This is a genomic window from Acinetobacter sp. C13, assembly GCF_016809775.1.
GTDB classification, from domain to species: Bacteria; Pseudomonadota; Gammaproteobacteria; order Pseudomonadales; family Moraxellaceae; genus Acinetobacter; species Acinetobacter pittii.
The window spans coordinates 23,744-37,352 of the sequence record NZ_JAFBJL010000002.1; the positions used below are offsets into that span (position 1 = coordinate 23,744).

The 13,609-nt window shown below is 38.4% G+C and carries 10 protein-coding genes and 2 tRNA genes; 7 read left to right on the forward strand and 5 right to left on the reverse strand.

Features of this window, described 5'->3' with window-relative positions:
* Positions 1-16 precede the first annotated feature (16 nt).
* On the forward strand, positions 17-1,780 hold the full coding sequence (locus JGE69_RS05425) for an alkaline phosphatase D family protein (protein ID WP_199113179.1): 1,764 nt from the start codon (positions 17-19) through the stop codon (positions 1,778-1,780).
* Positions 1,781-1,882: 102 nt separating this feature from the next.
* On the opposite strand, the gene JGE69_RS05430 is transcribed toward JGE69_RS05425, so the two are convergent.
* Both JGE69_RS05430 and JGE69_RS05435 read right to left on the reverse strand, forming a co-directional pair.
* Positions 1,883-1,968: transfer RNA gene (locus JGE69_RS05430), tRNA-Leu, on the reverse strand.
* An 11-nt stretch (positions 1,969-1,979) separates the two neighbouring features.
* Positions 1,980-2,053: transfer RNA gene (locus JGE69_RS05435), tRNA-Cys, on the reverse strand.
* Between the two features lie 152 nt (positions 2,054-2,205).
* On the opposite strand from JGE69_RS05435, the gene folD reads away from it, so the two are divergent.
* Positions 2,206-3,054, forward strand: a complete 849-nt coding sequence (gene folD / locus JGE69_RS05440) for a bifunctional methylenetetrahydrofolate dehydrogenase/methenyltetrahydrofolate cyclohydrolase FolD (protein WP_170249240.1) — start codon at positions 2,206-2,208, stop codon at positions 3,052-3,054.
* A gap of 240 nt (positions 3,055-3,294) precedes the next feature.
* Positions 3,295-3,963, forward strand: a complete 669-nt coding sequence (locus tag JGE69_RS05445) for a class I SAM-dependent methyltransferase (RefSeq protein WP_199113178.1) — start codon at positions 3,295-3,297, stop codon at positions 3,961-3,963.
* A 23-nt stretch (positions 3,964-3,986) separates the two neighbouring features.
* Here JGE69_RS05445 and JGE69_RS05450 read toward each other — a convergent pair whose 3' ends face one another.
* Both JGE69_RS05450 and JGE69_RS05455 read right to left on the reverse strand, forming a co-directional pair.
* Entirely contained in the window at positions 3,987-4,409 is a 423-nt protein-coding gene (locus JGE69_RS05450) for a hypothetical protein (RefSeq protein ID WP_002115580.1), read from the reverse strand.
* A gap of 117 nt (positions 4,410-4,526) precedes the next feature.
* Complete coding sequence (locus JGE69_RS05455) at positions 4,527-5,858, reverse strand: MFS transporter (protein ID WP_005803945.1); 1,332 nt, start codon at positions 5,856-5,858, stop codon at positions 4,527-4,529.
* A gap of 373 nt (positions 5,859-6,231) precedes the next feature.
* On the opposite strand from JGE69_RS05455, the gene glpK reads away from it, so the two are divergent.
* Both glpK and glpD read left to right on the forward strand, forming a co-directional pair.
* Positions 6,232-7,740, forward strand: a complete 1,509-nt coding sequence (glpK, locus tag JGE69_RS05460) for a glycerol kinase GlpK (RefSeq protein ID WP_032007022.1) — start codon at positions 6,232-6,234, stop codon at positions 7,738-7,740.
* A gap of 154 nt (positions 7,741-7,894) precedes the next feature.
* Entirely contained in the window at positions 7,895-9,412 is a 1,518-nt protein-coding gene (gene glpD / locus JGE69_RS05465) for a glycerol-3-phosphate dehydrogenase (protein ID WP_199113177.1), read from the forward strand.
* A gap of 41 nt (positions 9,413-9,453) precedes the next feature.
* Here the strand turns inward: glpD and JGE69_RS05470 are convergent, their stop codons facing one another.
* On the reverse strand, positions 9,454-11,286 hold the full coding sequence (locus tag JGE69_RS05470) for a phosphoenolpyruvate carboxykinase (GTP) (RefSeq protein WP_002115528.1): 1,833 nt from the start codon (positions 11,284-11,286) through the stop codon (positions 9,454-9,456).
* A 392-nt stretch (positions 11,287-11,678) separates the two neighbouring features.
* On the opposite strand from JGE69_RS05470, the gene JGE69_RS05475 reads away from it, so the two are divergent.
* Positions 11,679-12,617: a diacylglycerol/lipid kinase family protein gene (locus JGE69_RS05475; protein ID WP_078221303.1), complete on the forward strand. Its 939-nt coding sequence runs from the start codon at positions 11,679-11,681 to the stop codon at positions 12,615-12,617.
* A complete protein-coding gene (locus JGE69_RS05480; RefSeq protein WP_199113175.1) occupies positions 12,598-13,356 on the forward strand; it encodes a metallophosphoesterase family protein in 759 nt (252 codons plus the stop codon). Before JGE69_RS05475 ends, JGE69_RS05480 begins: the two co-directional genes overlap by 20 nt.
* The last annotated feature ends 253 nt before the right edge of the window (positions 13,357-13,609 follow it).

The window sequence follows — 13,609 nt, forward strand, 5'->3', positions numbered from 1 at the left end:
AAACTTAGGTAATTTTATGTCAGAGAAAATTTCACGCCGAGAATTAATTCAAAAAAGTCTGTTCGGTTTTGGGGCGCTATCTTTGCCTGTAGCTTTTACGGGGTGTAATGATGGTTCCGATGAGGAGGGTTTAGAAACACAAGCAGATTTTTTACATGGAGTTGCGAGCGGCGACCCATTGCAAGATAAAGTAATTTTATGGACGCGGTTAACACCAGTAGACCTTAATGCGCGTCTTAGAGTTACTTGGGAAATTGCTGCGGATGATCAGTTCAAGCAGAATTTAAAGACTGGTACGGTTCAAACGACTAAAACTGACGATTTTACCGTGAAGGTGGATGCAACAGGTCTACAAGCGGGTATGACTTATTATTATCGCTTTCGATTTGGTAGCAAAGTCTCGCCAGTAGGGCAAACAAAAACATTACCTGTAACTACCAATAAGGTCAGCTTCGCAGTATGTTCTTGTTCTAATTATCCTGCGGGTTATTTTTACGTTTATCGTGAAATGGCAAAACAGAATGTGGATGTAGTCATTCATTTGGGCGATTATATTTATGAATATGGGGCTGATGGCTATGCGACAGAAGATGCCGCAAAGCTGGGTCGTACTTTACCGTCCGATAATAATAAAGAAATTATTAAATTAGATGATTATCGCAAACGTTATGCGCTTTATCGTCAAGATAAAGACTTGCAGGCGGTTCATCAGCGTCATCCTTTTATTGTAGTTTGGGATGACCATGAGTTAGCGAATGATACTTGGCGCGAAGGTGCAGAGAATCATCAAAGTAATGAGGGTCCTTTCTTGGAGCGTAAATTAGCTGCTCTACAAGCTTATTTTGAATGGATGCCGATTCGCCCAGTTTCTAGTACCGATCATTTAAATATTTATCGTCAGTTTAACTTCGGTTCGCTGGTTCAATTAACCATGTTAGATACACGTATTATTGCGCGAGATAAACAGCTTGAATATAAAGATTACATTACAGCTTCAGGTTTAGATGCTCAAAAGTTTCAGGCTGATTTAACAGATCCAAAGCGTACTTTAATGGGATATACGCAAAGGGATTGGCTGGTCGATAAATTAAAGCAATCTACAGCAAAATGGAATGTGATTGGTCAGCAAGTCTTAATGAGTAAAATGTGGATTCCAGCTGAGTTGTTGGCATCGTTGGGGCAAATTACTTCAGGTGGAACTTCGCCGGATACGTTAGCTAAAATGAATGCGCAAATTACAGAATTAGTCACATTAAAATTACGATTAGAGCAAGGTGATCCAACTTTAACCGTTCAAGAAAAAGCGCGAGTCACAACTTTAGTTCCCTATAACCTCGATGCTTGGGATGGTTACTATGCTGAGCGAGAGTTTTTGTATGGCAAATTGGCAGAGTTTAATAAGAAAATTATTGTTTTGGCGGGTGATACTCATAATGCGTGGACATCTTACTTATATAGCCAAAAGGGCGAATATGTTGGTGTTGAACTGGCGACAAGTTCGGTTTCTTCCCCGGGTCTTGAAAAATATTTAAGTATTCCACTAGCTCAGCTACAACAGTTTGAATTTGCCTTTACTACGCTTATCGATGAATTGGCATATTGTAATTTAAATCAGCGTGGTTATTTGATGGTTACACTTGATGATAAGCAGGCGCAGTCGGATTGGATTTTTGTAGATTCAATTAAAAATCCAGAATATAAAGTAGATTCTAGTCGAAGCTATCAATTGGTGTTGGATGCGAGTTTAACACCTGAAAAAGACAAGCAAAAAACTGCTTAAATATATGGGGCGAGAAAGGATGCTAATAAGCATCCTTTTTTTAGACATAAAAAAACCAGCTTTCGCTGGATTCTTTATGACACCAATTTCTGTACTAGAAAATGGTGCCCGGGGCCGGACTCGAACCGGCACGCTTTGTGGGCGGGGGATTTTAAATCCCCTGTGTCTACCTATTTCACCACCCGGGCTTTACCAAATTTGGAGGCGGAGGTCGGAATCGAACCGGCGTCCACGGAGTTGCAGTCCGCTGCATGACCACTCTGCCACCCCGCCTACATTTGGTGATGCACATATTAGCAACCTTTACAAAAAAAACAATACTGTTTTGAGATAAGATGAACATAAAAGCAACATCTAGAATAAATTTGTCCAAATAATCATGTATTATTGGCACATTAAATTCATGTCTACCTTGGAGATGTGCTGTGGCATTGGTTTTAGACGGTCGCGCATTAGCAAAGCAAATTGAAGAAAATTTGTCAGTACGTGTTGAAGCTTTAAAAGCTAAAACAGGTCGTACCCCAATTTTGGCGACTATTTTAGTTGGGGATGATGGCGCATCTGCAACTTATGTACGCATGAAAGGAAATGCTTGCCGTCGAGTAGGCATGGACTCTTTAAAAATTGAATTGCCACAAGAAACGACAACAGAACAATTATTAGCTGAAATTGAAAAACTTAATGCTAACCCAGATGTACATGGCATTCTTTTACAACATCCAGTTCCAGAGCAAATTGATGAGCGCACATGTTTTGATGCAATCTCATTAGCTAAAGATGTTGATGGTGTAACCTGTCTTGGTTTTGGCCGTATGGCTATGGGTGAAGCTGCATATGGTTCAGCAACTCCTGCGGGCATCATGACCATTTTAAAAGAAAATAATATCGAAATTGCTGGTAAACATGCGGTTGTAGTTGGTCGTTCTGCAATTTTAGGTAAACCAATGGCAATGATGCTTTTGCAAGCGAATGCAACAGTAACGATTTGCCATTCACGCACACAAAACTTACCTGAGCTTGTGAAGCAGGCTGACATTATTGTGGGTGCAGTTGGTAAAGCTGAACTTATCCAAAAAGATTGGATTAAACAAGGTGCAGTAGTTGTAGATGCTGGTTTCCATCCTCGTGATGGCGGTGGCGTAGGCGATATTCAACTACAAGGTATTGAAGAAATTGCTTCTGCTTACACACCAGTACCAGGTGGTGTTGGTCCAATGACCATTACAACTTTGATCCGTCAAACTGTAGAAGCTGCTGAAAAAGCTTTAGGTTAATTTAATTTATTCACGACGGCGTCCTACCGTTTAACGCAAATGTTAGGAGCTCGTATGTTACTTTTCTTTCGGGATGAGTAGCGAAGCTACGCAAGACCAAAACGGTTGCTGTAATTAATACATTGGAATTGAACTAACGTATTTTTTAGTAACTAAACGCTATCATGTTATAAGCCGCTGTTTTAGTCTTGCTCGCGATGTAGATGATCAAATAGTAATTATAAATTGTTGAGCTTATTTATGAGCTGCACCTTTCAACTGTCTAAAGCCCCTGAACATTTACTGCAAGCACTAAATGAAGTTATTCCCAATTGTGAGTTGATGGTACAACAGTTGCCTGAAACGCCTATTTCTTTATGGTTGATTCCACCAGTTTTTCCAACTGATCGATTGGATGATGAAGTTATTCGCCGTATTTGGAATGATACGCCGTATTGGATTTTTTGTTGGGCATCTGGTTTAGCAATGGCACAGTGGTTACTTGCAGAGCCGCAACATGTTAAAGATAAAGTTGTTTTGGATTTCGGAGCTGGTTCTGGTGTAGTCGCAATTGCAGCTAAAATGGCTGGTGCTAAAAGAGTAATTTGTTGTGATATTGATCAAGTTAGTCTTGCTGCTTGCCGTGAAAACGCTTTACTTAATAATGTTGAGCTAGAATATTTAGATGATTTATATAAGGCTGAGCATGTTGATATTTTATTGGCAGCTGATGTTTTATACGATCAATGTAACCGCTTTTTCTTAGATGAATTTTTAAAGTTTGCGCCAGAAGTCTGGGTGGCTGATAGCCGTGTTAAAAACTTTAGTCATCCCAAATATGAAAAAATTGAAGAAAGAAGTGCTTCTACATGGCCAGATCTAGATGAAGCTAAAGAGTTTAGAAATGTAAGTTTTTATAAGACGCTGTAAAAGAACAGCGTCTTTTTTTTATTTTATGAACAAGTATAACGAACAACTTTTAGTGTGCTTGGACGTGCTTCAAGCGCTTGGCGAGTCGCATAGTCTTCACCATTATTTAAGCTAGGTGTATTTGATAAGCCAAAAGAAGCACGAGTTTCGCCGAGTTGAATTCCATAATGCTCATCTTTCGCTGGATTAGGAATTTCATTGATACTCAAAATTGATAATTTATAAACTTTCTGAGCACCTAGCACATTCTGACAAGCGCGTTGTAATTTACGTTCATCGAGTTGCTGGTTATTACGACCCGCTAAAGTGTAAGCTAAAGTCGCCGAAGTTTTTGTTTGGTTTTCAATCTGGTATCCAGTTGAACCATTATATTGTCGAGGGGTAGTCTGACAAGCAGTTAAAACAAACATACTACTTAATGCCAAGCATAAAATACTTCTATTCATCAGTATCGTCCTTATTTTCTTATAGCTAGTATCTCATAAAATACAAAGGTTGTTGGGGCTTAATCTCATGATTTGAGCTAACATCGGCGAACGATATTAGCCCTTATTAGTAAAGTATTAATGTTCTTTGATTTTTGAATGATGCTTGGTATCTTTCATAAAAATATAAATAATGAGAGAAATGAAGATCATGATACTTACATAAATAAAGTACCAAGATTCATGCCCAGCTTCTTTAAAACTTAAAGCAAAGAACTCTGCTGTTCCGCCAAATAACGTATTGGCAATCGCGTAAGGTAATGCAACTCCTAAAGCGCGAATGTGTGCAGGGAAGAGCTCAGCTTTAACTACGGCATTAATTGAAGTGTAACCAGTCACCATTACGAGACCCCCAAAACATAACCAGAAAGCTGTCCAGTAGTTATGTGTATTTGCGAGTGCATCGAATAGAACGTATGTGAATAAAACACCTGTTATTCCGAAGAAAATCATAAGGGGTTTTCGACCAATGCGATCCGATAAAGCACCCGCTACAGGCTGTAGACACATAAAAATAAATAGCGCTAAAGTTGTAATTTGAGTGGCTTCAGGTTTGGTGAATCCAGATGTGTTGACCAAATATTTTTGCAGATAAGTCGTGTAAGTATAAAAAGCTAAAGTCCCGCCAGCGGTTAAAAACAATACTGTGAACGCTTCTTTCGGATAATGTTTAAATAAAGCAAACATGCCTGATTTTGGTTGGTCTGTTTCTGCCTGAGCATTTTTAAAAGATTGAGTTTCTAATAGGCCACGTCGAATGCGGAAAACTACAATCGCGAGTAAAGCACCTATAAAGAATGGGATACGCCATCCCCAATCATGTAGTTGTTCTTCAGTTAATACCATTTGTAATATTAATAGAACACATAGGGCTGTGAGCTGACCAGCAATCAATGTTACATATTGGAAGCTAGAGAAAAAACCACGTCGATTTCTTTCAGCCATTTCACTTAAATAGGTAGCACTAGCACCATATTCACCGCCTACACTTAAGCCTTGAATTAAACGGGCGACAACTAAAAGAAGAGGGGCAAATACACCAATACTTTCATAACTTGGCGTCACGGCAATAAGCAGCGAACCTATACACATTAAAGTGACTGAAAGCGTAAGACCCGCCTTGCGTCCTTTACGGTCGGAATAGATTCCCATAATCCATGCACCGATCGGGCGCATTAAAAAGCCTACAGCAAAAATTGCGGCCGCTTGAAGGAGTTGAGCCGTCTGGCTACCTTTTGGAAAAAAAGCATGAGCAAAATAGAGCGTGAATGCTGCATATACATACCAGTCGTACCATTCGACAAGGTTACCGGCAGAACCGCCCAAAATTGATTTTAGACGAGTTTTTGTATCTAAATTAGAATGTGGAGTTGTTGCGGTAGAAGGTTGATCAACCATGAGTCGCTCCATGTTTCGCTTGGGTTGAATGCTAAAAGAGAGAAGATTTATTCCGTTTTTACATATTTTCTAGAGGAGTATTTCACTTTATTTTTTTTATGTCTGTAAAACAATGTTTATTATTTAAGCAAAGGAATAAGTTGAATATTTATGTGATTTCAAATTAGCCGATCAGCTCACGTTTATAATATTGTTGGGATCTTTGGCATATTATTTTTTTCCAAGTAGTAAAAATTGATAAAGAATGAGTAGAGTTTGGGCGAAGAAAACCTATACCCCTTAAAAATAATGATATATTCCAAAGAAAATTTTAAGTAAATATAGTTAGGCATGATGTCTTGGCATTGTGGACTAGATGTGTGTGAATAATGAAAGGGACATTCAGATGTCAAATTGCCCGAAAAAATATATTGTTGCTTTTGATCAGGGAACAACAAGCTCAAGAGCAATTGTTTTAGACCATGATGCTAACGTTGTAAGTATTGCTCAAAAAGAATTTACTCAGATTTATCCTCAGCCTGGCTGGGTTGAGCATGACCCTATGGAAATTTGGGCTACGCAAAGTGCTGTTTGGGTAGAAGCATTAGCTCAAGCAGGCATTAAGAGTGAACAAGTTGCAGCAATTGGGATTACCAATCAGCGGGAAACCACAGTTGTTTGGGATAAAAAAACGGGCAAGCCGATTTACAATGCGATTGTTTGGCAAAGTCGACAAACGACTGAGATATGCAATCAACTACATAAAGCAGGATTGCAAGAATACATAAGTAAAACAACGGGTTTGGTGATTGATCCGTATTTTTCGGCCACAAAAATTAAATGGATATTAGACCATGTTGAAGGAAGTCGTGAACGTGCTGAGCGAGGTGAATTATTGTTCGGTACGGTGGACACTTGGTTAATCTGGAAACTAACCAATGGCGCAGTCCATGTCACTGATTTTACCAATGCTTCGCGAACCATGCTTTTTGATATTGAAAAGCTTGAATGGGATGAAAAACTTTTACAAGCTTTAGATATTCCTCGAGCAATGTTACCCGAAGTGCGTAGCTCATCTGAGGTTTATGGATATACACATACCATTAGTGGGCAAGAAGTTGGTATCCCCATCGCAGGAATCGCAGGTGATCAACAAGCCGCACTGTTTGGTCAAATGTGTGTTGAATCTGGTCAGGCAAAAAATACCTATGGCACAGGCTGTTTTCTATTAATGAACACAGGTAAGAAGATTGTACGTTCAGAACATGGATTACTAACTACTATTGCATGTGGTGCGAGTGGTGAGGTGAACTATGCCTTAGAGGGTGCCGTGTTCAATGGTGGTTCTTGCGTTCAGTGGTTACGCGATGAATTAAAGGTCATTAAGAATGCTAAAGACTCTGAGCTTTATGCAACACGTGTGAAAGACAGTAACGGTGTATATGTTGTACCTGCTTTTACAGGGTTGGGCGCACCGTATTGGGATCCAACTGCGCGAGGAGCAATTTTTGGTCTCACACGTGGAGCCAGTATTGAACATATTATTCGTGCAACTTTAGAGTCTATTGCTTTTCAAACCCGAGATGTTTTGGATGCAATGCAGCAAGATGCAGAAGAAAAGCTCCGTACACTCCGTGTTGATGGGGGAGTGACGGAAAATAATTTCTTGATGCAATTTCAAGCCGATATTTTAGCGACACCAGTAGAACGTCCAATAATGAAAGAAACCACAGCTTTGGGGGCAGCTTTTCTTGCTGGACTGGCGACGGGTTTCTGGCAAGATCTACATGAGTTAAGAAATAAATCCGCCATAGAAAAGGTATTTGAGCCAAAAATGTCTTCTGAACAATCAGAAATTATTTATAAAGGTTGGCTCAAGGCAGTTAAGCGTAGTCAAAGTTGGGCTGAGGATTAATTCGTTCTTTAACTGGTTGAATTCGATAGTAGGATGATCAATTAAGGGTTAAATACTTGGTTATTTAAAATTGATTATTCTACTTTTTTGATTGTTGTTTCTTCCATTTGATGTTTTAATTTTTATAAGATCAACAATAAAAAGAAAATGAGAAATGAAAATACACCCTAATGATTATTTAAAAATATATGACATTGCCGTGATCGGTGGCGGTATTAATGGTGTTGGTATTGCTAATGATGCTGCAGGCCGTGGACTATCGGTATTTTTATGTGAAAAAGATGATTTAGCTAGTCACACCTCATCTGCTAGCAGTAAATTAATTCATGGTGGTCTACGCTATTTAGAGCATAAAGAATTTAGATTGGTTAGAGAAGCCTTAGCAGAGCGTGAAGTGTTGTTGGCTAAAGCTCCACATATTATTAAACCCATGCGCTTTATTATGCCTCATCGACCACATTTACGCCCTGCATGGTTAATTCGGGCGGGCTTGTTTTTTTATGATCATTTGGGAAAACGAGAAAAACTATTAGGATCAAATCTTATTTACTTCAAAGAAGATAGTCCTTTAAAACCAGCTATCACACGTGGCTTTGAATATTCTGACTGTACTGTAGATGATGCACGTCTTGTAGTGTTAAATGCATTACAGGCCAAAGAGAAAGGTGCCAAAGTCGTAACACGTACGCGTTGTATTAAAGCTTATAGGGAACAAGAGCTGTGGCATCTGGAGTTACAAAGCGGAGCAGAGTTTTATCAGGTACGTGCAAGAGCTTTGGTGAATGCAGCTGGTCCTTGGGTTGAAGAAATTATTAGAGAAAACCTAAATTTAGAATCGCCTTATCAAATCCGATTGATCCAAGGAAGTCATATTGTTGTGCCAAAATTATATGACTGCCATAAAGCCTTCATTATGCAAAACGAAGATCGACGCATCGTGTTTGCAATTCCATATTTAGAAAAATATACACTGATTGGTACGACAGATCAGGAATATATAGGTGATCCACAAAAGGTAGAGATCACAGAGGTAGAAATTGATTACCTCTTAACAGTGACCAATTCACATTTTAAAAAGCAGTTAACTCGAGCTGATATTGTAAGCCAGTACTCGGGTGTACGTGCTTTATGTGATGATGAATCTGATAATCCTTCAGCGATTACACGTGACTATACCTTGGCATTACAGGCTGAACATAAAAAAGCACCTTTGTTATCTATATTTGGCGGCAAGATCACGACTTATCGGAAACTGGCAGAGGCTGCTTTAGAAGATCTATCCCCGTTTTTTAGTAATATGGCAGAGGAGTGGACTGCAGATGAGCCATTACCTGGCGCTGAAAACTGGACAACATTAGATGATTTAACGCATCAGATTTATTCACGTGTAAGTGGAGTGTCTGAATCACTTGCTAACCGTTGGGCGCATGCATACGGCACAAGAGTCTGGAATATGCTCCAAGAGAGAAATGCAATAGAGCAATTAGGCCAGAATTTTGGACATGATTTATTTGAATGCGAAGTCAAATACTTATGTGAATATGAATGGGCAACTACTGCTGAGGATATATTGTGGCGTAGAACAAAACTAGGTCTGGCATTTGATGAAAAACAAGTAAAAGTATTAGAAGCTTATTTATCTGAGCGTCGACAAAAAGATGATGCTGCATAATAAAAAAGGTCGCATATAGCGACCTTTTTTATATATAGCAATTAGAAGCCAGTTTTTACAGCTTCAAGTAAAGCCGCTTGACGTTCTTTTAATGCTTTCGGTAAGCGATCACCGAGTTTATTAAATAAATCAGTGTGGCTTTCAATTTCAGTAATCCACTGATCTTTATCTTGAGCTGTGATTAGGTCAAATTCTTCTTTAGAGAATTCAGTACCTTCCCAGTTCAAGTCGTCATATGTTGGAACAAGACCAATTGGTGTTTCAACAGCGTTTGCACGACCTTCACAACGATCAATGATCCACTCAAGAACACGCATGTTTTGACCGAAACCAGGCCATACGAAGTTGCCTTCAGCATCACGACGGAACCAGTTTACATTGAAGATTTTTGGTAATTTATTACCAGCTGCTTCAGCTTTTGTGCTTACTTGTTGACCAAGGCTTAACCAGTGATCAAAGTAGTCAGCCATGTTATAGCCAGCAAATGGAAGCATCGCGAATGGGTCACGACGAACGATACCTTGTTGACCAACAGCAGCAGCAGTAGTTTCAGAACCCATAGTTGCCGCTTTATATACACCGTCAACCCAGTCGAAAGCTTCAGAAACTAAAGGAACTGTATCTGCGCGGCGACCGCCGAAGATAAATGCAGAAATTGGAACGCCTGCTGGATTTTCCCAGTCAGCATCGATAGAAGGGCATTGACCAGCTGCAACAGTGAAGCGAGCATTTGGATGCGCTGCTTTTTCACCATTTACGTGAGGTTGACCTTTCCAGTTAGTTAAGTTTGTTGGAACTTCTTTAGAAAGACCTTCCCACCATACTTGACCATCTTCAGTTACCGCTACGTTTGTATAGATAACATCTTTATGAAGAGTTGCCATACAGTTCGGGTTAGTCTTGGTGTTTGTACCAGGAGCTACACCGAAGAAACCAGCTTCAGGGTTAATCGCATATAAACGACCATCTTCACCTGGTTTGATCCAAGCAATATCGTCACCTACAGTTTCGATTTTCCAACCTTCATAACCTGCTGGTGGAATTAACATTGCAAAGTTTGTTTTACCACATGCAGACGGGAATGCTGCAGCGATGTAGTGTTTTTCACCTTGAGGGTTAGTCACACCAAGAATAAGCATGTGTTCAGCTAACCAACCTTGTTCGCGTCCCATGACAGAAGCGATACGAAGAGCTAAACATTTTTTGCCAAGTAATGCGTTACCGCCGTAACCAGAACCGAAAGACCAGATTTCACGAGTTTCTGGGTAATGAACGATATATTTTTCAGGGTTACATGGCCAAGCAACATCTTGTTGACCTTCAGCAAGTGGAGCACCTACTGTATGTACACAAGGAACAAACTCGCCGTCTGTACCTAATACGTCATAAACTGCTTTACCCATACGTGCCATTTTACGCATGCTAACAGCAACGTAAGGAGAGTCAGTTAACTCAATACCGATATGAGCAATATGGCTACCTAAAGGACCCATTGAGAAAGGAACAACGTACATTGTACGGCCTTCCATTGAGCCTTCAAATAAACCATTTAATTTTTCACGCATAACAGCTGGGTTTTCCCAGTTGTTTGTCGCACCAGCATCTTCTTTATTTTGAGAGCAGATGTAAGTACGGTCTTCAACACGTGCAACGTCAGATGGGTCAGAATTTGCAAGATAAGAACCAGGATGTTTTTCTTGGTTTAATTTCTGCATGGTGCCGTTAGCGATCATCAAGTCGATTAGACGTTGATACTCTTCTTCGCTTCCGTCACACCATTCGATTTTTGCTGGTTTGGTTAAGTTTGCAATTTCTTCAACCCATGCGATAAGCTTAGGATGACGAACGAATTCTGGTGCGTTCACTGTGGTCATGGTGAGGCCTATTCAAAATATGTACAACGTACAAGTCATTCATTGAGAGGTACAATGAAAGATCAAATAAAAAAGTGGCTGTATTAAAGCACAAAATCATAAAAAAAATAAGACTAAAGACTAAGAAATAGATATTTTACTTTTTTGAATTTTTCTTATTTAAATCATTAACTTGTAGTTTTTTGCAATATCTTATTCTCAATATTTTTATGTTGTATGTGTGTTATTTATATTATTTATTTCTTTAAAAATCAATAGCTTGATTCTTATTTTTTTTCTTGAGAATTATTATTGATTATACAGATGATGTTCATTCGAAATTTACATAAAGAGACTTTTATTAGGCGTTTTTATATACAATATTTGTGATGAATCCCTCTAAGATAATAAAAATGCGGACTTTAAAACCTCTTTCTATCGTCTATAACCAAAAATCCGGTTTTCATGCGTCAAAACATGAAGATATGTATGAACAACTAATGACTGTATTCACCGAATTTGGTTTCGAGATACAAGTTTTTGAATTAGCAGAAGATGTTTCCTTTGATAATTTAATGAGTCAAGTGATTCATCGGCATAGCCAAAATGCAAACTTAGGTGTTGTTGTTGCAGCGGGCGGGGATGGAACCTTAAATGCAGTAGCGTCAAAGCTTAGACATACTCATATCCCTATGGGAATTTTACCTTTGGGAACTTTTAATTATGTCGCTAAAGTTTTAGATATTCCCTTAGATTTGTTAGAAGCTGCTGAAGTTATCGCTACAGGTACACCACGCTCTGTACATATTGCGACAATTAATGACCATGTTTATTTAAATAATGCGAGTCTAGGACTTTATCCATTATTTATAAAGAAACGTGAGCTTTATAATAAATATTTAGGACGCTTACCTTTACATGCCTATACCTCAGCTCTGGATGTTTTATTAAGAGAAAATAAATCCATGAAACTTTCCGTCACAGTTGATGGGAAGAAATATCCAGTCAAAACCCCTCTAATTTTCTTTGGTAATAACCAGTTGCAGTTGTGTGATATGAAATTAAGAATTGCCGAATGTGCAGCACAAGGTCGGGTCGCTGGAGTAGTCATTACGAAAAGTGATAGGCTTAGTTTATTAAACATGTTGTGGCAGTGGATTCAAGGTAAAGTAGAAGAGACACAAGATGTTTATAGTTTTTGTGCAGATCATGTGGTCGTAGATTGTGCAAAAAGATCAAAACTTACAGTAGCTTTAGATGGTGAAATATTAGAGATGAAAGCACCTTTAAATTTCTCTGTAGAAAAGAATGCTTTAAATATTATGGTGCCAAATGTTGTTACATCTGTCTGATCTGCATTTTGGAACAGAAGTTGAGGCATGTTTAGATGCAATCCGACTTTTTTGCACTCAACATAGGCCTGAAGTCATTGTGGTGAGTGGTGATATTACTCAACGTGCCCGATATCAACAGTTTTATAAATGCCGTCAGTTTTTAGATAGCCTTAATATTCCTTATCTTGTTGTGCCTGGTAATCACGATATTCCGTTGTACCATGTCTGGAACCGTTTTTTCTCACCATTTACTCGCTACCAATATTTTTTTGGTCAGCTTGAACCAACTTTAGAAACTGAACATTTTTATATTGTTGGGGTGAATAGTATTCGTCGTCGTTATCATACTCGTGGACATATTTCGATTGAGCAAATTCAAACTACATATGAGCGATTACAGCAAGCGCCAGCGGATAAAATCAAATTAGTTGTTTTCCATCAACCTTTTTATACTCCACCTGATGATGCACATGGTATTAAAGATTGTCCTGTATTAGGAAAAATGGCACTCGAAAAATGGAGTACAACGGGACTATTTGGAATGTTACATGGGCATTTACATAAAACCGCTGTATATGATTTAACGCAAATTTATCAGTTAAAGATAGATCATCCTATTTATGATATTCATGCAGGAACAGCGACTTCTAGCCGTTTGCATTATCATGTTCCGAATAGTTTTAATGTCATTTCAAATGAAGGAAAAATTAATCATTATTGGTTTAATTACGATTTAAAGATTTTTCAATTAATTTAATTTATAAAAATTCTATAAGACATTTAACTTAAGAGTAGATTGATAAAATTTTATCCATTACAATGCCTAAGCTTTAAATTCTATATATGGGGAATAGGAAAACATTCTAAATGTTTTATCATTTTAAAAATAATATTAATGGATACATAAAAAATTTTTAACTATATAAAAAGCCGCGATTTAAAGTAGCTACAATAAGGGTTTAGTGTTTTATGATAGTTAATAATATTTAATTAAAATGAGTATCTATTTA

Bases quoted from the DNA above. Each gene is read 5' to 3' on its own strand.
- glpK (WP_032007022.1), top strand. From the start codon at position 6,232: ATGTCAAATTGCCCGAAAAAATATATTGTTGCTTTTGATCAGGGAACA.
- JGE69_RS05425 (WP_199113179.1), top strand. From the start codon at position 17: ATGTCAGAGAAAATTTCACGCCGAGAATTAATTCAAAAAAGTCTGTTC.
- JGE69_RS05455 (WP_005803945.1), bottom strand. From the start codon at position 5,858: ATGGAGCGACTCATGGTTGATCAACCTTCTACCGCAACAACTCCACAT.
- JGE69_RS05445 (WP_199113178.1), top strand. From the start codon at position 3,295: ATGAGCTGCACCTTTCAACTGTCTAAAGCCCCTGAACATTTACTGCAA.
- JGE69_RS05450 (WP_002115580.1), bottom strand. From the start codon at position 4,409: ATGAATAGAAGTATTTTATGCTTGGCATTAAGTAGTATGTTTGTTTTA.
- glpD (WP_199113177.1), top strand. From the start codon at position 7,895: ATGAAAATACACCCTAATGATTATTTAAAAATATATGACATTGCCGTG.
- JGE69_RS05475 (WP_078221303.1), top strand. From the start codon at position 11,679: ATGCGGACTTTAAAACCTCTTTCTATCGTCTATAACCAAAAATCCGGT.
- JGE69_RS05470 (WP_002115528.1), bottom strand. From the start codon at position 11,286: ATGACCACAGTGAACGCACCAGAATTCGTTCGTCATCCTAAGCTTATC.
- JGE69_RS05480 (WP_199113175.1), top strand. From the start codon at position 12,598: ATGTTGTTACATCTGTCTGATCTGCATTTTGGAACAGAAGTTGAGGCA.